Annotated in this window: 18 protein-coding genes; 3 read left to right on the forward strand and 15 right to left on the reverse strand. The window is 69.8% G+C overall.

Going from position 1 to position 17,117, the window contains the following annotated elements:
* Positions 1–203: 203 nt before the first annotated feature.
* From IE140_RS18875 to IE140_RS18890, 4 genes are all read right to left on the reverse strand, one after another.
* Positions 204–497, reverse strand: a complete 294-nt coding sequence (locus tag IE140_RS18875; RefSeq protein WP_010071144.1) for a DUF4229 domain-containing protein — start codon at positions 495–497, stop codon at positions 204–206.
* A 93-nt stretch (positions 498–590) separates the two neighbouring features.
* Complete coding sequence (locus IE140_RS18880) at positions 591–1,112, reverse strand: GNAT family N-acetyltransferase (protein ID WP_150193787.1); 522 nt, start codon at positions 1,110–1,112, stop codon at positions 591–593.
* Positions 1,113–1,215: 103 nt separating this feature from the next.
* Positions 1,216–2,379, reverse strand: coding sequence for an aminofutalosine synthase MqnE (gene mqnE, locus IE140_RS18885; RefSeq protein ID WP_032766906.1), 1,164 nt, complete (start codon positions 2,377–2,379; stop codon positions 1,216–1,218).
* Between the two features lie 92 nt (positions 2,380–2,471).
* Positions 2,472–2,927 carry an Lrp/AsnC family transcriptional regulator gene (locus IE140_RS18890; RefSeq protein WP_030803885.1) on the reverse strand — a complete coding sequence of 152 codons (456 nt, stop codon included), beginning with the start codon at positions 2,925–2,927 and terminating at the stop codon, positions 2,472–2,474.
* Between the two features lie 121 nt (positions 2,928–3,048).
* Between IE140_RS18890 and IE140_RS18895 the strand changes: the two genes are divergently transcribed.
* On the forward strand, positions 3,049–3,195 hold the full coding sequence (locus IE140_RS18895) for a hypothetical protein (protein WP_010063936.1): 147 nt from the start codon (positions 3,049–3,051) through the stop codon (positions 3,193–3,195).
* A gap of 10 nt (positions 3,196–3,205) precedes the next feature.
* On the opposite strand, the gene IE140_RS18900 is transcribed toward IE140_RS18895, so the two are convergent.
* On the reverse strand, positions 3,206–3,889 hold the full coding sequence (locus tag IE140_RS18900; RefSeq protein WP_032782927.1) for a UbiX family flavin prenyltransferase: 684 nt from the start codon (positions 3,887–3,889) through the stop codon (positions 3,206–3,208).
* A gap of 121 nt (positions 3,890–4,010) precedes the next feature.
* Between IE140_RS18900 and IE140_RS18905 the strand changes: the two genes are divergently transcribed.
* Positions 4,011–4,643, forward strand: coding sequence for a rhomboid family intramembrane serine protease (locus IE140_RS18905; protein WP_093809426.1), 633 nt, complete (start codon positions 4,011–4,013; stop codon positions 4,641–4,643).
* Positions 4,644–4,677: 34 nt separating this feature from the next.
* On the opposite strand, the gene mqnP is transcribed toward IE140_RS18905, so the two are convergent.
* Both mqnP and IE140_RS18915 read right to left on the reverse strand, forming a co-directional pair.
* On the reverse strand, positions 4,678–5,598 hold the full coding sequence (gene mqnP, locus IE140_RS18910; protein ID WP_150193786.1) for a menaquinone biosynthesis prenyltransferase MqnP: 921 nt from the start codon (positions 5,596–5,598) through the stop codon (positions 4,678–4,680).
* On the reverse strand, positions 5,595–7,052 hold the full coding sequence (locus IE140_RS18915; RefSeq protein ID WP_093439263.1) for a menaquinone biosynthesis decarboxylase: 1,458 nt from the start codon (positions 7,050–7,052) through the stop codon (positions 5,595–5,597). Before IE140_RS18915 ends, mqnP begins: the two co-directional genes overlap by 4 nt.
* Before the next feature lie 155 nt (positions 7,053–7,207).
* Between IE140_RS18915 and IE140_RS18920 the strand changes: the two genes are divergently transcribed.
* Positions 7,208–7,573 carry a PLD nuclease N-terminal domain-containing protein gene (locus IE140_RS18920; protein WP_093439193.1) on the forward strand — a complete coding sequence of 122 codons (366 nt, stop codon included), beginning with the start codon at positions 7,208–7,210 and terminating at the stop codon, positions 7,571–7,573.
* Between the two features lie 82 nt (positions 7,574–7,655).
* Here the strand turns inward: IE140_RS18920 and ccsB are convergent, their stop codons facing one another.
* The 8 genes from ccsB to hemL all read right to left on the reverse strand — a co-directional run bounded on the left by ccsB (position 7,656) and on the right by hemL (position 17,091).
* On the reverse strand, positions 7,656–8,735 hold the full coding sequence (gene ccsB, locus IE140_RS18925; protein WP_150193785.1) for a c-type cytochrome biogenesis protein CcsB: 1,080 nt from the start codon (positions 8,733–8,735) through the stop codon (positions 7,656–7,658).
* Entirely contained in the window at positions 8,732–10,531 is a 1,800-nt protein-coding gene (gene resB, locus IE140_RS18930; protein WP_150193784.1) for a cytochrome c biogenesis protein ResB, read from the reverse strand. Before resB ends, ccsB begins: the two co-directional genes overlap by 4 nt.
* Before the next feature lie 5 nt (positions 10,532–10,536).
* Positions 10,537–11,319 (reverse strand): cytochrome c biogenesis CcdA family protein, encoded by a 783-nt coding sequence (locus tag IE140_RS18935; protein ID WP_030710851.1) that lies wholly within the window; start codon positions 11,317–11,319, stop codon positions 10,537–10,539.
* Positions 11,320–11,323: 4 nt separating this feature from the next.
* A complete protein-coding gene (locus tag IE140_RS18940; RefSeq protein ID WP_032782961.1) occupies positions 11,324–11,926 on the reverse strand; it encodes a TlpA family protein disulfide reductase in 603 nt (200 codons plus the stop codon).
* Between the two features lie 67 nt (positions 11,927–11,993).
* Entirely contained in the window at positions 11,994–13,250 is a 1,257-nt protein-coding gene (locus IE140_RS18945; RefSeq protein ID WP_098898272.1) for a polysaccharide deacetylase family protein, read from the reverse strand.
* A 263-nt stretch (positions 13,251–13,513) separates the two neighbouring features.
* A complete protein-coding gene (locus IE140_RS18950) occupies positions 13,514–14,812 on the reverse strand; it encodes an enterochelin esterase domain-containing protein (RefSeq protein ID WP_150193783.1) in 1,299 nt (432 codons plus the stop codon).
* A gap of 237 nt (positions 14,813–15,049) precedes the next feature.
* The gene (locus IE140_RS18955) at positions 15,050–15,787 is read right to left on the reverse strand and encodes a histidine phosphatase family protein (RefSeq protein WP_093439208.1); all 738 of its coding nucleotides are present in this window, start codon (positions 15,785–15,787) and stop codon (positions 15,050–15,052) included.
* Positions 15,784–17,091 (reverse strand): glutamate-1-semialdehyde 2,1-aminomutase, encoded by a 1,308-nt coding sequence (hemL, locus tag IE140_RS18960; RefSeq protein WP_175468758.1) that lies wholly within the window; start codon positions 17,089–17,091, stop codon positions 15,784–15,786. The genes IE140_RS18955 and hemL overlap by 4 nt, the downstream gene beginning before the upstream one ends.
* Between the last annotated feature and the right edge of the window lie 26 nt (positions 17,092–17,117).

Below are 17,117 nucleotides of genomic sequence, written 5' to 3' on the forward strand. Positions count from 1 at the left end.
ATGGCGGAGGCGCACAGCTGTCTTCACGTCGAATACGTTAACACTTGAACTTTGAGAAGCTCAAAGTCTTTCTTTGGCTCAGGTGCGGTGCTCCCGCCTCGCATCTGTCCGGAAAACGCCCCGGACCCCGCATCGGAGCGGGTTGCTCCGGTAAGGGGTCCGGCGGAAGGGAGGGGTCGCGCGCGGCGCGCGTGTGAGGAACCTTACTGAACGGCGTCCTCACGGGTGCGGTTCGCGTCCAGGCGCGCCTTGGTGCGGTCGACGCCGGCGACGATCTGCTGGGACATCTCGTCGCGCTGCTTGCGCAGCAGCACATAGCTGAGCGGGGCGGAGAGCACGAGGCCGAGGAGGATCACCCAGATCATGTTGGAGCCGCCGAGCCCCGAGGGGATCAGTCCGAAGTGGACGGCGACACCGGCGACGAAGAAGCAGCCGACGAAGATCAGCAGGCGCAACGCCGTGTAACGGATCATCGCGCTCGGCTTGGCAGCGGACACGGCTGGCCCTCTCTTCCCATGGACTGTCGGCACACTTCTGCCCGTCCAGTGAAGCATGGCCCGAATTCTCTCGGTTCAGGGGGTTGCCGGGCGTCAGAGCGGCAGCAGCATGATGATGTCGTCGCGGTCGTCGCCCGGGGCGACGCGGATGGCGTCCGGGACCCGGCCGACCTCCTTGTAGCCGCAGGCGGCGTAGAAGCGGTCGTTGCCGGTGCCGCCCCGGCAGGTGAGCCGGATGGCCTCGATGCCCTCGATGGAGCGCGCGGCGTCGGCGGCGGCCGCCATGAGGTCGCGGCCGCACCCCTGGCCCTGGAGCCGGGGGTGGACCATGACCGTGTAGAGCCACAGCCAGTGCTTCATCAGCCGGTGGTCGTTGAGCGTGAGGAAGGCCGTGGCGGCGACCGCGCCGTCCTCGTCCCGGCCGACCAGCAGCCTGACCGTCCCCTTCTCCATGGCGGTGAGGTGCTTGAGCAGATCGGGCCGGATCTCCTCGGGGGTGACGGGCGGGACGAAGCCGACGGCCCCGCCCGCGTTGGTGACGTCGGCCCACAGGGCGGTGATGCCGTCCCGGAGGTCCGGGGTGAACGAGGGGTCCAGCTCAAAAGTAAGGGCCATACAGCAAGAGTAACTATTACCGCCAGAGAGGTCCAACCCCGTCCGGGACATACGAAAGCCCCGGCCGGGGACGGCGGCCGGGGCTTTCATCACGGGATACGTGTCAGACGCGCATCGGCTGCGGCGACTCGCGCAGACCGGCGTCCGGGCCCGGGTACTCGCGCAGGATCTCGTACCGGGTGTTCCGCTCGACCGGCCGGAAACCGGCGTCACGGATCAGGTCGAGCAGGTCGTCGCGGCCGAGCTTGTTCGGCGTGCCGAAGTCATCGGCGTCATGCGTGATCTTGTACTCGACGACCGAGCCGTCCATGTCGTCCGCGCCGTGCTGGAGCGCGAGCTGGGCGGTCTGCACACCGTGCATCACCCAGAACACCTTGACGTGCGGCACGTTGTCGAAGAGCAGACGGGAGACCGCGAAGGTCTTCAGCGCCTCCGCGCCGGTCGCCATCGTCGTGCGCGCCTGGAGCTTGTTGCGGACCTTGCCGTCCTTCATGTCCACGAAGTCGTGCTGGTAGCGCAGCGGGATGAAGACCTGGAAGCCGCCGGTCTCGTCCTGCATCTCCCGCAGCCGCAGCACGTGGTCGACGCGGTGACGGTGCTCCTCGATGTGCCCGTACAGCATCGTCGCGGGGGTCTTGAGCCCCTTCTCGTGCGCCAGGCGGTGGATGCGCGACCAGTCCTCCCAGTGGGTGCGGTGGTCGACGATGTGCTGGCGGACCTCCCAGTCGAAGATCTCCGCGCCGCCGCCGGTCAGCGATTCGAGACCGGCCTCGATCAGCTCGTCGAGGATCTCGGAGGCCGAGAGCCCGGAGATCGTCTCGAAGTGGTGGATCTCCGTCGCCGTGAACGCCTTCAGCGCCACGTTCGGCAGGGCTTCCTTCAGCGCGCTGAGCGAACGCGGGTAGTAGCGCCACGGGAGGGTCGGGTGGAGGCCGTTGACGATGTGGAGCTCGGTCAGGTTCTCGTTCTCCATCGCCTTGGCGAGGCGGACGGCCTCCTCGATGCGCATCGTGTACGCGTCCTTCTCGCCCGGCTTGCGCTGGAACGAGCAGTACGCGCACGAGGCGGTGCACACGTTCGTCATGTTGAGGTGACGGTTTACGTTGAAGTGCACCACGTCGCCGTTCTTGCGCGTACGCACCTCGTGCGCCAGCCCGCCGAGCCACGCCAGGTCGTCGGACGCGTAGAGGGCGATCCCGTCCTCGCGGGTCAGCCGCTCGCCGGCCCGGACCTTCTCCTCCAGCTCGCGCTTGAGTCCCGCGTCCACCCGTCGCCTCCCAAATCTCCGTGTATCAGGCTCCGACCACGGTACTCCCCCACCCTTCGGGCGGGAGGAGCCCCCTGTGCGGCGCTCCGCGCCTACGACTCCTCGGGGAGTTCCCCGACCCGGTTCTCCCACTTGGTGGAGAGCACGATCGTCGTACGCGTCCGCGAGACGCCCTTCGTTCCGCTGAGGCGGCGGATCGTCTTCTCCAGGCCGTCCACGTCGCCGACCCGGACCTTGAGCATGTACGAGTCGTCGCCCGCGATGAACCAGCAGTCCTCGATCTCCGCCAGGTCCTTCAGACGGTGCGCCACGTCCTCGTGGTCGGCCGCGTCCGAGAGCGAGATCCCGATCAGCGCGGTGACGCCGAGGCCGAGCGACGCGGAGTCGACGGTGGCGCGGTAGCCGGTGATGACACCGGCGGTTTCCAGCCGGTTGATGCGGTCGGTGACGCTGGGCCCGGAGAGCCCGACGAGCCGTCCCAGCTCGGCGTACGAGGCCCTGCCGTTCTCCCTGAGGGCCTGGATGAGCTGCCTGTCCACCGCGTCCATATGACTGAAACCTTCCATTGTTCAGCAGTACCGCGAGTCTACGTGTAGAATCTAAGGCGTGTAGGGCCGACACCCTGCAAATCTTCTAGAACATCCAAGAAACGCTTTCGAATCTTCAGGAGTGAACTTCACCGTGTACACGATCGAGATGGCCTACGCCCGGATGCGCGAGCTGCAGGACCTGGCCAACCGCTCGCGTGCCCACCAGCCCGCCGCCGCGCACCGCGTCGACAAGACCCGCTCCCCGCGCTCGCCCAAGAAGCGCTGACCCGGGCCTCTCAGCCCTCCGGGCTGCGGGAGCCGCCACCGAGCTCTCCCTCCCAGCGGCGGTACAGCCGGTGTTCCACCCCGGCCGCGTCCAGCACCCGCCCCGCGACGAAATCCACCAGGTCCTGGATGTGCGTCGCGCCCGCGTAGAACGCCGGAGAGGCGGGCAGCACGACCGCGCCCGCCTCGTCCAGGGCCACCATCTGCTTCAGCGTCTGGCCGCTCAGCGGGGTCTCGCGCACCGCGACGACGAGCGGGCGGCGCTCCTTGAGCGTCACGCTCGCGGCCCGCTGGAGCAGGTCCTTCGACAGACCGAGCGCCACTCCGGCCACACAGGCCGTCGAGGCCGGCACGATGAGCATCCCCTTCGCCGGGTACGACCCGGAGGACGGCCCGGCGGCCAGATCACCGGCCGGCCAGTGGCGTACGCGCTCCAGCTCCGCGTCCCCCACCGCGAAGGCGTCCGGCTTCCCGTCGGCGCCGCGATCCAGCCAGACCCGCAGGTCCTCGCGCCAGTGCCCGTCCCGGAACGCGATGCCGGTCTCGTCCAGCAGCGTGAGGCGCGAGGCCCGGCTCACCACCAGGTCGACGCTCTCACCGGCCGCCAGGAGCCCGCGCAGGACGGCGGCCGCGAACGGGGTACCCGAAGCACCGGACACCCCGACAATCCAAGGCCGCCGCTGCTGCTGAGTCACTGAAGTCCTGGATTCCACACCCGCGAGCCTATCCGGCGCGCCTTCGCGGGCGGCACCCGGAACCGGGCGGAGGCCACAGACGTTCTCCGGGTGACGGGCAACCCGGGGGCAGGGGCAGACCATGGGTGATTACTGGACGACCGACCGCACCACGGACCACGGCACCACCGGCAGCGCGCGAGCCCTGACCGCCGGGCTCCTGATGGCGGGCTGGGTGGCCCTGCTGTGGGTCCTCGAAGGGATCGACGTGGCCACGGGCCACGCTCTCGACACGTACGGCATCAGCCCGCGCGAGATGTCCGAACTGCGGGACGTGGTGCCCGCCGCGTTCCTGCACAGCGGCTGGGAGCACGTGGCCTCCAACAGCGTCCCGCTGCTGGTCCTCGGCTTCATAGCCGCCCTCGCGGGGCTCCGCCGGTTCGCCGCCGTCGTCCTCACGATCATCGTGGCCAGCGGCCTCGGCGTCTGGCTGACCGCCCCGGAGAACACGATCACGCTCGGCGCGTCCGGCGTGGTCTTCGGGCTGTTGGGCTATCTGCTGGTCCGCGGCTTCGTGGACCGCCGCCCCTGGGACATCCTCATAGGCGTCGGCGTCGCCGTGGTCTACGGCTCGCTGCTCTGGGGCGTCCTGCCGACCCAGTCGGGCGTCAGCTGGCAGGGGCACCTGTTCGGGCTGATCGGCGGCGTGGCGGCGGCGTTCCTCTTCCGCCGCCCGTCCTCGCGTCGCGGCCCGGACAACCTGGTCACGGTCTGAGCCACGGTTATTACGGCGCAATAGCCGCCAGGCCTTACGGGGTCAGGCCCCGCGCCAGCAGGTCCAGCAGCGCGCAGGCGAACAGCGCGATGCCGATGAAGCCGTTCACCGAGAAGAACGCCCGGTTCAGCCGGGACAGGTCGTGCGGCCGCACGACCCGGTGCTCGTAGACGAACGCCACGGCGACGACCGCCATGCCGATCCAGTAGAAGACCTCCGCGTCCGTGGCCAGCCCGAACCACACCAGCAGCCCGGTCGTGATCACGTGGCAGACCCGCGCGCCCCACAGCGCGGCCGGGATCCCGAAGCGCGCCGGGAAGGAGAGCACCCCGTGGGCCCGGTCCGCCTGGACATCCTGGCAGGCGAAGATCAGGTCGAAGCCGCCGATCCAGATCCCCACCGCGAGCCCGAGGATCACCGCGTCCCACGACCAGCTGCCGGTCACCGCGAGCCAGGCGCCGACCGGGCCGATGGCCTGCGCGAGCCCCAGGATGGCGTGCGGGAAGTTCGTGAACCGCTTGCCGTACGGGTAGACCACCATCGGGACGACGGCCACCGGCGCGAGCACCAGGCAGAGCGGGTTGAGCAGGGCGGCGGCGCCCAGGAAGACGGCCAGCGCGACGATCGCGCCGGTCCACGCCGACTTCACCGACACCGCGCCCGTCACCAGCTCCCGGCCCGCGGTGCGCGGGTTCCGGGCGTCGATCTCCCGGTCGATGATCCGGTTGGCGGCCATCGCGAACGTCCGCAGCCCCACCATCGCCAGGGTGACCAGCAGCAGGACACCCCAGTGGATCGTGCCGTCCAGCCGGAACATCGCGGTCAGCGCGGCGATGTAGGCGAAGGGCAGCGCGAAGACGGAGTGCTCGATCATCACGAGCCGCAGGAACGCCTTCACCTTGCCGCTGGAGGGTGCGGGGCCCTGGACGGACGCCGCTTCTGCCGCACTGCTCACAGCCCGTATTCCTTCCAGCGGCGGTCGACCTTCGCCGCCGTCTCCGGGTCGGAGACGACCATCTCCGGCCAGCCGCCGTCCCGGGTGTAGCCCTCGGTGGGCAGCTTCTTCGTGGCGTCGATGCCCGCCTTGCCGCCCCAGAACTGCTGGTACGAGGCGTGGTCGAGGTGGTCGACCGGCCCTTCGGCGACCGTGAGGTCGCGGGCGTAGTCGGTGTTGCCGAGCGCCCGCCAGGCCACCTCGTGCAGATCGTGGACGTCGCAGTCGGAGTCGACGACCACGATCAGCTTGGTCAGCGACATCATGTGCGCGCCCCAGATCGCGCTCATCACCTTCTGGGCGTGCTTCGGGTACTTCTTGTCGATCGAGACGATCGCGCAGTTGTGGAAGCCGCCCGCCTCGGGCAGGTGGTAGTCCACGATGTCCGGCACGATGATCTTCAGCAGCGGCAGGAAGAACCGCTCCGTGGCCCGGCCCAGCGGCCCGTCCTCGGTCGGCGGCCGGCCCACCACGATGGACTGGAGCAGCGGCCGCCTGCGCATGGTGACGCAGTCGATGGTCAGTGCGGGGAACGGTTCCTGCGGGGTGTAGAAGCCGGTGTGGTCCCCGAACGGGCCCTCGGGCAGCATCTCGCCCGGCTCCAGCCAGCCCTCGATGACGACCTCCGCCTGCGCGGGCACCTGGAGCGGCACGGTCTTGCAGTCGACCATCTCGATCCGCTTGCCCTGGACGAACCCGGCGAAGAGGTACTCGTCGATGTCCCCGGGCAGCGGCGCGGTGGACGCGTACGTGACGGCGGGCGGGCAGCCGAAGGCGATGGCGACGGGCAGCCGCTCACCGCGCCGCGCCGCGACCTGGTAGTGGTTGGCGCTGTCCTTGTGGATCTGCCAGTGCATCCCGATGGTGCGCTTGTCGTGACGCTGGAGCCGGTAGAGGCCCAGGTTGCGGACACCGTTCTCGGGGTGCTTGGTGTGGGTAAGGCCCAGGTTGAAGAACGAGCCGCCGTCCTCGGGCCACGTGAACAGTGCGGGCAGCTTGTCCAGGTCGACGTCGTCGCCGGTCAGCACCACTTCCTGGACGGGCGCGTCGCCGGACTTCACCTTCTTCGGCGGCACGTGCACCATCGAGCCGAGCTTCCCGAAGGCCTCCCGGACGCCGACGAAGCCCTGCGGCAGCTCCGGCTTGAGGAGCCCGCCGATCTTGTCGCTGATGTCGCTGTACGACTTCAGCCCGAGGGCCTTCAGCAGGCGCCGGTCGGTGCCGAAGACGTTCATGGCCAGGGGCATCGAGGACCCCTTGACGTTCTCGAACAGCAGGGCCGGGCCGCCCGCCTTGTTGACCCGGTCGACGATCTCGCCGACCTCCAGGTGGGGGTCGACCTCGACCTTGACGCGCTTGAGATCACCATCGCGCTCAAGAGCCCGGAGCAGGGAGCGAAGATCGTCGTAAGCCATGCGGTCCAGTTTGTCATCCCCGCCCCCGAGGGCCCGCCGGGGCTCCCCCGTCCCGCGCCCCGGATCCTTCATGACGAGCCGGTACCCTGGCCGCGATACGGGGCAATCGTCCCGCCCGCCGCCACTTCCTGGGGGACGCACCCATGAGAGCCCTGATGTTCATCGTCCCGCTGGCTCTGACGATCTACGCGTTCATCGACTGCCTGAACACCTCGGAGGAGGACACCAAGCATCTGCCGAAGATCGCCTGGGTCTTCATCATCCTGCTGTTCTGGATCGTCGGCCCGGTCGTCTGGCTCGCCGCCGGCAAGAACCGCCACAACCGGGCCGCCGGCGCCGGGCCCGCCTCGTGGCAGCCGGGCAGGCGGCGGCAGTGGGTGGCCCCGGACGACAACCCGGACTTCCTGAAGTCCCTCAAGGACGACCGCAAGCAGCCCGAGGCGGAGGCCGAGGCCGAGGAGGAGCCGGGCCGTCGCGACGGCGGCACGAGCCCCGACGACAAGACGCCGCCCACGTCCTGACGGCGCACCACCGGCTGACGACGAAACGGCTCCCCGGACGAGAATCCGTCCGGGGAGCCGTTTCGTGTCCGGTCGGGCTTGCTCAGACCCCCGCGTAGGAGTGCAGGCCGGAGACGAAGATGTTCACGCCGTAGTAGTTGAACAGCCAGCAGGCGAAGGCGAGGAGCGCCAGATAGGCGGCCTTGCGGCCCTTCCACCCCGCGGTGGCGCGGGCGTGCAGATAGGCGGCGTAGGCGACCCAGGTGATGAAGGACCAGACCTCCTTGGGGTCCCAGCCCCAGTACCGGCCCCAGGCGTCGCCCGCCCAGATCGCCCCGGCGATGATCGTGAACGTCCACAGCGGGAAGACGGCCGCGTTGATCCGGTACGAGAACTTGTCCAGCGAGGCCGCCGCGGGCAGCCGCTCCATGACCGAGGACGCGAACTTCCCGGGCGTGCCGCCGGAGGCGAGCTTGTTCTCGTAGCTGTCGCGGAAGAGGTAGAGGATCGTGCCGACCGCGCCGAGGTAGAACACGGCGCCGCAGATGATCGCGGTCGAGACGTGGATCCACAGCCAGTACGAGTGCAGGGCGGGCACCAGCTGGTCGCTGTCGGTGTAGAGCGTGGTGACCGCGATACCGAGGTCCAGCAGGACGGTGGTGACCAGCGGGAGGCCGATCCAGCGAACGTTCTTCTTGAGCGCGAGGAGCACCAGGTAGGAGCCGACCGCCACCGTGGAGAAGGTGATGGAGAACTCGTACATGTTGGCCCAGGGGGCCCGCTGCACGGACAGGGCGCGGGTGATGACCCCGCCCGCCTCGACGAGGAAGGCCACCACGGTCAGCGAGACCGCGATCCGGCCGTACAGGTCGCCCTTGAACGTGCCGCCCGCCGCACCGGGGCCGTCGGGCACGTCACGCGTACCGGCGGCGGAGCGGGTGACGACCTCGGGCCGCTCCAGCACGGCCGTGCCGCCGGCCTGCGCCTTCACCGCGGGGGCGGCGGAGACCTTGGCCGAGGAGGCGGACAGCGCGGCGGCCGTGCGGCCGACCTTGCTGCGGCTGCCGAAGACCCACTCCGCGATGTGCGCGAAGAACGCCAGGGTGTAGACGGCCATCGACGAATAGATCAGCACGTTGCTGGCTTCGGCCAGGCTCTCGTTGGTTGCGGCGGCGAGATTCACTTCTCAGCCCCTTCGGCAGGTGCTTCGGCAGGTTGTACGGGCCGGCTCCCGGCCTCGTTGGTGGCATCGGTCGCGGCGGACCCGTCCGGCGTGTCCGCCGCGTCCGGTTTCTCCGGTGCGGCGGGGGCGACGGGCGCCGTCGTGACGAGGGCGGCCGACAGGTCGCCCAGTTCCTCGGGGAGCTTCGCGGACTCGCTGCGGCCGAGGCCCGCCATCTCCACGACCGTGACGCCGTCGGCACCGCGGACCGCCCGCACCCACACCCGGCGGCGCTGGATGAACAGCGATCCGGCGAGTCCGGCGATGGCGGCGATCGCTCCGCCGAGCGCCCAGCCGTTGCCCGGCTGCTGCGAGATCTGGAAGCTGGCCCACTCCTCGGTGCCCTCGTAGGTGATGGACCCGGCGCCGTCGGGCAGGTCGAGCTTCTCGCCGGGCATCAGCATCTTCTTGAGCAGCTCGCCGTCCTCGTCCTTGAACTCCTTCATCTTGGACGTGTCGAGCTGGTAGACGTTCTGTGCGAGCCCGGAGTCGACGCCGAGCGAACCCTGGTAGGCGCTGAGCGCCAGCACGGGGAAGTCCAGCGCCGGGAACTGCGAAAACATCTGGCCCTTGCCGTGACCGGCGAAGGTCGGCACGAAGAACGCCTTGAAGCCCAGCTGGGTCTTCTTGCCGTTCTTGTCCTTGTAGCCGTCCATCACCTTGATCGCGCCGGACGAGGTGATGTTGTTGTCGATCGGCAGGAGCGGCACGGCGGACTTCGAGACGACCTTGCCCTTGCCGTCCCGGACGGTGACGACGGGTGCGTACCCGTGGGCGATCAGATAGACCTTGGTGCCGTCCACGACGAGTGGTTCGTTGACCTTGATGACGCCCTTGCGCTCCGCGCCGTCGGCCCCCTCGGCGTACGTCACCCGGGCCTCGAAGGTCCGCGGGGTGCCGCGCTGCGGGCCGCTCTTCTCGTACGTACCGACGAACTCGTCGAGGACGAAGCTGAACGGGGCCAGCGAGTCGGCGTCGTAGAGCGAACCCGACTTGAAGTCGTCGTACTGGGTGAGCGTGTTGGAGAAGCCGTCGCCCTCGACGACCAGCTTGCCGCCCTCGGACTTGAAGAGCTGCCCGGAGGCGAAGGCGATGAGCATCACGATCAGGGCGATGTGGAAGACCAGGTTCCCGGCCTCGCGGAGGTAGCCCTTCTCGGCGGCGACCGCGTCGCCCACCTCGTGGCCGCGGAAGCGCCGCCCGCGCAGCATCGCGAGGGCCGCCGCGCGGACCTCCTCGGGCTCGGCCTCCGTGCGCCAGGTGGTGTACGCGGGCAGCCGGGTCAGCCGCTTCGGCGCGCCCGGCGGGCGGCTGCGGAGCTGGCCGACGAACTGGCCGGTGCGCGGCACGATGCAGCCGATGAGCGAGACGAACAGCAGGATGTAGATCGCGGAGAACCACACCGAGCTGTAGACGTCGAAGAGCTGGAGCGCCTCGTAGACCGGGGTGAGCGTGGTGTGCTGCTCCTTGAAGGCCTGCACCTTCATGTCGTCGACGCTGGTCTGCGGGATCAGCGACCCGGGGATCGCCCCGAGGGAGAGCAGGAAGAGCAGGATCAGCGCCACCCGCATCGAGGTGAGCTGGCGCCAGAACCAGCGCACCCAGCCGATCACGCTCATCGCGGGCACGCCGGCCCCGGTGTCGGGGCGCTCCTCGCGGGGCGCGGTGGAGAGCTGTTCCCCGGCCGCGCCGTGGGCGGAGCCCTGCTCGTCCTCCTCCTCGCGCTGCCGCGTCTCTGTGCTGTTCGCCTTGCTCATTGGACTCAGATCCCTACAACGAAGCCGCTGGACCAGCTCTGCATCTGCTGCATGAGCGTGGCCCACACGCCGGTCAGCAGCAGGATTCCGGTCACGATCATCATGCCGCCGCCGATCCGCATCACCCATGCGTAGTGGCGCTTGACCCAGCCGAACGCGCCGAGCGCCTTGCGGAAGGCGACCGCGGCCAGGACGAACGGGACACCGAGTCCGAGACAGTACGCGACGGTCAGTATCGCGCCGCGTCCGGCGGTGGCGCTCTCGGCGGAGAGGAACAGCACCGAGGAGAGCGTCGGGCCGATGCACGGCGTCCAGCCGATCCCGAAGAGGGCGCCGAGCAGGGGTGCGCCGGCCAGTCCGGCCACCGGGCGTTTGTGGAAGCGGAACTCGCGCTGCGTCACGCCCGGCAGGAGCCCCATGAAGAAGACGCCCATGAGGATCATCAGGCCGCCGAGGACCTTGTTGAGCACCTCGGCGTGCATCTGGAGTTCGTTGCCGAAGTAGCCGAAGAGCGCGCCGGTGGAGGCGAACACCACGGTGAAGCCGAGGACGAACAGCGAGGCGCCGGCCACCACCCGGCCCCGGCGTGCGTCGGCGAGGTCGGTGCCGCTGACCCCGGTGACGTAACTCAGATAGCCGGGGACCAGCGGGAGGACGCACGGTGAGAAGAAGGAGACGAGACCGGCCAGCAGGGCGAGCGGCAGAGCGAGCAGCAGAGCCCCGGACACGACGGTGTCGTTGTACGCGGCCAGCGTGACGGTCTCGTGGTGGGCGGCGAGCGGGATCACCGGATCACTTCTCCGCGATGATCGGGTCGATCATCTCGCGCAGCTCGTCCGCGTTCAGCGCCTGGAGTGTGCGGGCCGCGATCTTCCCGTCCCGGTCGATGACCACGGTGGACGGGATGGCCTGCGGGTTCAGGGTGCCCTTGGGGAAGCGGAGGATGAGCTTGCCGATCGGGTCGTAGAAGCTGGGGTACTTCACCCCGTAGTCCTTCTCGAAGTTGACCGCCTTGTCCCGCTCGGGGTCCCGGGTGTTTATCCCGACGAACTGGACGCCCTGGTCCTTCGTCTCCTCGGAGACCTGAGCGAAGTACTTCGCCTCCAGCCGGCAGGGGCCGCACCAGGAGCCCCAGGCGTTGAGCACCACGACCTTGCCCTTGTAGTCCGCGACGTCGAGCGGCTTGCCGTCCAGCCCTTCGCCGTCGAGCTTCGGCGCGGCCACCCGGTCCGCCTTCGCGACGGTGGAGATGCCGCCGCTGCCGGTGATGAAGTTGGTGTTGCCGCCACCCCCGGCCTTGTTGCCGTCGCCGCACGCGGACAGCGTCAGGGCACCGGCCACAGCGGTGGCGGCGAGCAGGGTGAAGCGGCGTCGGGACGCGCGGCCAAAGCTCATGTGAAAAGTTTCGCATGGCAGTTTCCGGGGATCTGCGCGCCCCCCTCGGTGCCCGTAAAGCCCCTTGTCAAGCCTGTTTAAAGAAGGAGTTCCAGCCGCCTGCGGGCGCCTGTCCGACGTCCAGCGTCCGGAGCTTGGCGAGCACGGCGGGATCCTGGGCGTCGAGCCAGTCGACGTACTGCCGGAACGAGACGAGACGTACGTCGTCCTTGTCCGCGACCTTCTTGATCACTTCTTCCACGGCGTCCATATAGATGCCGCCGTTCCACTCCTCGAAGTGGTTGCCGATGTAGAACGGCGCGCGATTCGACTCGTAGGCGCGCTGGAATCCGGCGAGATACGCGTCGGTCGCCTGCTGCCGCCAGCCGGGATAACGCGAGGGCATGCCCTTGGTCGAATTCTTCGACTGGTTGGCGAGGATGTTGTAGTCCATCGAGAGGACCTCGAAGGAGTGGCCGGGGAACGGCATCGCCTGGAGCGGCAGATCCCAGACGCCGCCGCGCTTCACGGGCCAGGTCTGGCGGCCCCCGGGCGAGCTGGCGTCGTAGCGCCAGCCCAGCTTGCGCGCGGTCGGCAGGAGATTGTCCTGGCCGAGCAGGCAGGGGGTGCGGCCGCCGACCAGTTCCTTGCGGTAGTCGAACGGAAGCGGGTCCTCGTTCTCCCAGCCGGTATTGGTCCGCCATTCCGTGACGAACGACACAGCCTGATTGATCTCGCTGTGCCATTGGGCCGGAGTCCAGCGCTCCACGGATCCGGAACCGCCGCAGAAATGCCCGTTGAAGTGGGTGCCGATCTCATGGCCGTCCAGCCAGGCCTGACGTACGTACTTCAGCGTGTCCTTGACGTGGTCGTCGGTGAGATAGCCGATGTCGGAGGCGCCGCGGGGGTTGTTCGGCGGACGGTAGAGGGACTTCTTCGACTCGGGCAGCAGATAGATCCCGGAGAGGAAGAACGTCATCGCCGCGTCGTGTTCCTTGGCGAGTTCGAGAAAGCGCGGGAAGAGCCCGTTGCCGACCTCGCCCGCACCGTCCCAGGAAAAGATCACGAACTGCGGCGGCTTCTGGCCGGGTTCGAGCGGGACGGGGGTCTCGGGCTGATGGGGCTGCTTGCCGGTGTCGGCCGTCGAGCCGTCACCGATCAGCCGGACCTTGTTCTTCGGCGCACCGTTTCCGCTGCCGTTGCCTCCGGTGCCGGAGTCGCCCCTGCCACCCCGGCCGGACCCTCCGTCGCCGGAGGAGCCCGAGGTGCCACAGCCGGCGAGCCCGATCGCGGCTGCGGCCCCGAGCCCTGCGCCGAGCAGGCCCCTTCGATTGATGTCGCGCATACCGTCCCCATCTGCGGTCGTTTTATCTCAAGCCCATACAAACTGCTGAAGGGTTAGATGAGGCGCGTAACACGTCGGTTCCGTGCATTTGTGGACTTTCTTTACGCTTTACCTTTCGATCGCGACGAGACGTCTGTGCGGTTCCCGTACGTCCTCACGAGCCACCCTGGAGAGGGACGCGGGAACGGCCCTCCACAGTTCTGCCGCCGACCGGCGGATCGCGGGCAGCGGATCGACGGGTCGGCTTCCCCACCCTGTCGAACTCATGCGCGGGCGCGGAGACCGTTCGCCGGCCGCTCCTCCCGGAAGGCCTCCACCAGGGCATCGGCGAGCAGCCCCTGCCAGCAGGCGTGGTCGCGGCCGCCGTTGTGGACCCGCTGGTGGACCTGGTGCCCCCGGGCACGCAACGCCGGGACGAGGGCCTCGCCGTGCTCGGTCGCGGCGGCTCCGTCGTGCAGGCCGAGGCCGAGGTGGACGACGGGGGCGCTTCCGTCGCCGGCCTGCCCGTACGTGGTCCCGCCCTCGGGACGCCAGCCGGGCGAGGGCGACTGGGCGAGGACCCGGCCGAAACGGTGGGCCCGGGTGAGGCCGGCGTACAGCGCGGCCGTCCCGCCGGATCCCTGGCCGGAGACGACGGTCCGGTCCGCTTCGGCGGTCAGCGGCCACCGGGCGCGCGCCCAGGGCAGCAGCTCCTCGGCGAGGAAGGCGGCGAACGCCTCCCGCCCGCCCAGGTCCCGCCGCCGGGTCACTGCGTCGACGGCGTCCGGGGAGAGGACGACGAGCGGCGGGAGGACCCCGTCGTCGATCAGGGCGTCCAGGGTGTCCTGGAAGCCGAGCCGCCCGAACCACATGTCGCCGTCGCAGAGCACGAGCACCGGCAGCGGACCGCCGCCGCCGTTGGCATCGTTGTCCGCATCCTCCGGCGGGAGGTACGTCCAGATCTCGCGCTCCCCGCCGAGGGCGTGGCCGGTGACGGTGTGCCGCTCGACGGTCCCCCGCCGTATGCCGTCCCGGCGGCCCGCCCAGGGCTGGGGCGCGGCCTCCGGCAGGGCGAACACCGAACTCTCCACCGCCCTCCAGCGCACCGGCAGGCGGCGGAGGTTGAGCGGGTCGGCCACCCCGTGCGCCATCAGCGCGGTCAGCCGCCGCTGGAGCCGTACGGGATCGGCGGGCGCGGGGCCCGGGGAGATGTCGGCCACCAGCCGGTAGGACCCGCGGTGGTCGGCGCGCAGCCGGTAGCCGAGGTACCAGACGTCGGTGCCCGGGAGGTGGTGGAGGAGCGTGTCGGCCGGCCGGTCGCGGTCGCCGATGCCGGGCGCCATCAGCAGGACCTGGCGGGTCGCGCGGTGGCCGCGCCAGAGGAAGGTGACGGCGCGATGGCCGGGGGCGTCGTCGAGCGTTTCGACGAGCGGCGTGCCGGTGCGGGCGGCCTCGTCCCAGAACGCCTCGGTCAGGGCGGTACGGGTGGCGGCGTCCCGGGCTGCTTCGAGCTGCCGGGCGAGGCGGGCTGTCCGGGGGCCCGTGACCGGCCGGGGGGCGGCGTCCGCCGCATTACGGATCATCGTTCCACCGTTTCGTCGCAGGCGTCCGTGACCACGACGAGCCCCACGGGAACCAGCAGGGCCCGGCGGGTCGTGAACCCGCCCGCCTGGGGATTTAGTTAGCTTAGCCTAAGCTAACTTGCCGTTAGGTGGTACGGGAAAAAGGGACGGGACCGCCCGCCGCGGTGCGCGGCAGCCGGTCCCGTATGTCCGTACCGTCTCGTCCGGACGTCGTCCCGTGGCGTTCCGTGTGCCGGACTACGCCCCGAACGCCTTCGACTGCCCCTTGGCGGCCTTCCCCTTCACCGGCTTGGCCCCGGCCAGCAGATGCACGGGCACCAGGTCCCGGGCCGGCTCCGAGTAGCCCACCGAGACGATCTTGTCGCCCCGGTAGGTGAAGCTGGTCAGCGAGGCCAGCGTGCACTGCCGCTTGCGCGGGTCGTGCCACAGGCGGCGGCGCTCCACGAAGGACCGCAGGATCCAGATCGGCAGCTGGTGGCTGACGCAGACCGCCTCGTGCCCGCGCGCCGCGTCCCGCGCCGTATCGATCGCGCCCATCATCCGCACGACCTGCTCGATGTACGGCTCGCCCCAGGACGGCTTGAACGGGTTGGTGAGGTGCTTCCAGTTGTCCGGCTTGCGCAGCGCCCCGTCGCCGACGCCGAAGGTCTTGCCCTCGAAGACGTTGGCGGCCTCGATCAGCCGGGCGTCGGTGGCCAGTTCCAGGCCGTGCGCCGTGGCGATGGGGTCGGCGGTCTCCTGGGCGCGCTCCAGCGGGGAGGCGACGACATGGGTGATGTCGCGCTTCTCCAGGTGCTCGGCGACCCGGTCGGCCATCTTCCGGCCCAGGTCGGAGAGGTGGTAGCCGGGGCGGCGGCCGTAGAGCACACCGTCCGGGTTGTGCACCTCGCCGTGCCGGACCACGTGCACCACGGTCAACTGCTCGTCGCGGTCGACGCCTTCGACCCTTGCGGGGCCGGTGCTCTTCTCGCTCATGCGGTGGCCTCCGATGCGGCGCGGGCGGCGGCGGGCAGGGCGGCGGCGATGCGCTCGATCGCCCGCTCGTCGTGGGCCGTGGAGACGAACCAGGACTCGAACGCCGACGGCGGCAGGTAGACGCCCTGCTCCAGCATGGAGTGGAAGAACGCGGTGAAGCGGAAGACGTCCTGCTTCTTGGCGTCGTCGTAGTTCCGCACCGGCCGGTCGGTGAAGAAGACGGAGAACATGTTGCTCGCGGCCGACACCGTGTGCGCGACGCCCTCCTTGGTGAGCGCGTCGCCCACCAGGGAGCGCAGCTCGGCGGAGACCGCGTCGATCTTCGCGTACGCGGCGTCGTCCAGCAGCCGCAGCTGGGCGAGCCCGGCGGCGGTGGCGACCGGGTTCCCGGAGAGGGTGCCCGCCTGGTAGACCGGTCCGGCCGGGGCCAGGTGCGCCATCACGTCGCCGCGGCCGCCGAAGGCCGCGGCGGGGAAGCCGCCGCCCATCACCTTCCCGAAGGTCATCAGGTCGGGGCGGACGCCGTCGACGCCGTACCAGCCGGCCTTCGACGTACGGAAGCCCGTCATGACCTCGTCGGAGATGTACAGCGCGCCGTTGGCCGCGCACAGCTCCTTGAGCCCGGCGTTGAAGCCGTCCGCCGGCGGGACGACGCCCATGTTGCCGGGCGAGGCCTCGGTGATCACACAGGCGATCTCGCCCGGGTGCGCGGCGAAGGCGGCGCGCACCGCGTCCAGGTCGTTGTACGGCAGCACGACGGTGTCCCCGGCCGTGGCGCCCGTGACACCGGGCGTGTCGGGCAGCCCGAAGGTGGCCACGCCCGACCCGGCGGCGGCCAGCAGCGCGTCCACATGGCCGTGGTAGCAGCCGGCGAACTTCACGACCTTGGCCCGGCCCGTGAAGCCACGGGCCAGCCGGATCGCCGACATCGTCGCCTCGGTGCCGGAGGAGACCAGGCGCACCTGCTCGACGGGCTCGATCCGCGCCACGATCTCCTCGGCGAGCGCGACCTCGCCCTCACCCGGCGTACCGAAGGAGGTACCCCGGGAGACCGCCTCCTGGACGGCGGCGATGACCTCGGGGTGAGAGTGGCCGAGAATCATCGGCCCCCACGAGCAGACGAGGTCGACGTACTCACGGCCGTCGGCGTCGGTGAGGTACGGGCCGGTGCCGGACACCATGAACCGGGGCGTACCGCCCACGGCCCGGAAGGCACGCACGGGAGAGTTCACGCCGCCGGGCGTCACGGCGGACGCCCGGTCGAACAGCGACTGCGAAACTGGGGCTTCGTATGAATACGCCACTTTGGTCCTGATCTGCGATTCGGGTG

The organism is Streptomyces parvus (assembly GCF_014648875.1).
GTDB lineage: Bacteria > Actinomycetota > Actinomycetes > Streptomycetales > Streptomycetaceae > Streptomyces > Streptomyces parvus.

Coding starts and splice junctions, on each gene's coding strand:
- IE140_RS18880 (WP_150193787.1), bottom strand. CDS start 1,112: ATGGCCCTTACTTTTGAGCTGGACCCCTCGTTCACCCCGGACCTCCGG.
- IE140_RS18890 (WP_030803885.1), bottom strand. CDS start 2,927: ATGGACGCGGTGGACAGGCAGCTCATCCAGGCCCTCAGGGAGAACGGC.
- IE140_RS18905 (WP_093809426.1), top strand. CDS start 4,011: ATGGGTGATTACTGGACGACCGACCGCACCACGGACCACGGCACCACC.
- IE140_RS18915 (WP_093439263.1), bottom strand. CDS start 7,052: ATGGCTTACGACGATCTTCGCTCCCTGCTCCGGGCTCTTGAGCGCGAT.
- IE140_RS18920 (WP_093439193.1), top strand. CDS start 7,208: ATGTTCATCGTCCCGCTGGCTCTGACGATCTACGCGTTCATCGACTGC.
- resB (WP_150193784.1), bottom strand. CDS start 10,531: ATGAGCAAGGCGAACAGCACAGAGACGCGGCAGCGCGAGGAGGAGGAC.
- IE140_RS18940 (WP_032782961.1), bottom strand. CDS start 11,926: ATGAGCTTTGGCCGCGCGTCCCGACGCCGCTTCACCCTGCTCGCCGCC.
- IE140_RS18945 (WP_098898272.1), bottom strand. CDS start 13,250: ATGCGCGACATCAATCGAAGGGGCCTGCTCGGCGCAGGGCTCGGGGCC.
- IE140_RS18950 (WP_150193783.1), bottom strand. CDS start 14,812: ATGATCCGTAATGCGGCGGACGCCGCCCCCCGGCCGGTCACGGGCCCC.
- IE140_RS18955 (WP_093439208.1), bottom strand. CDS start 15,787: ATGAGCGAGAAGAGCACCGGCCCCGCAAGGGTCGAAGGCGTCGACCGC.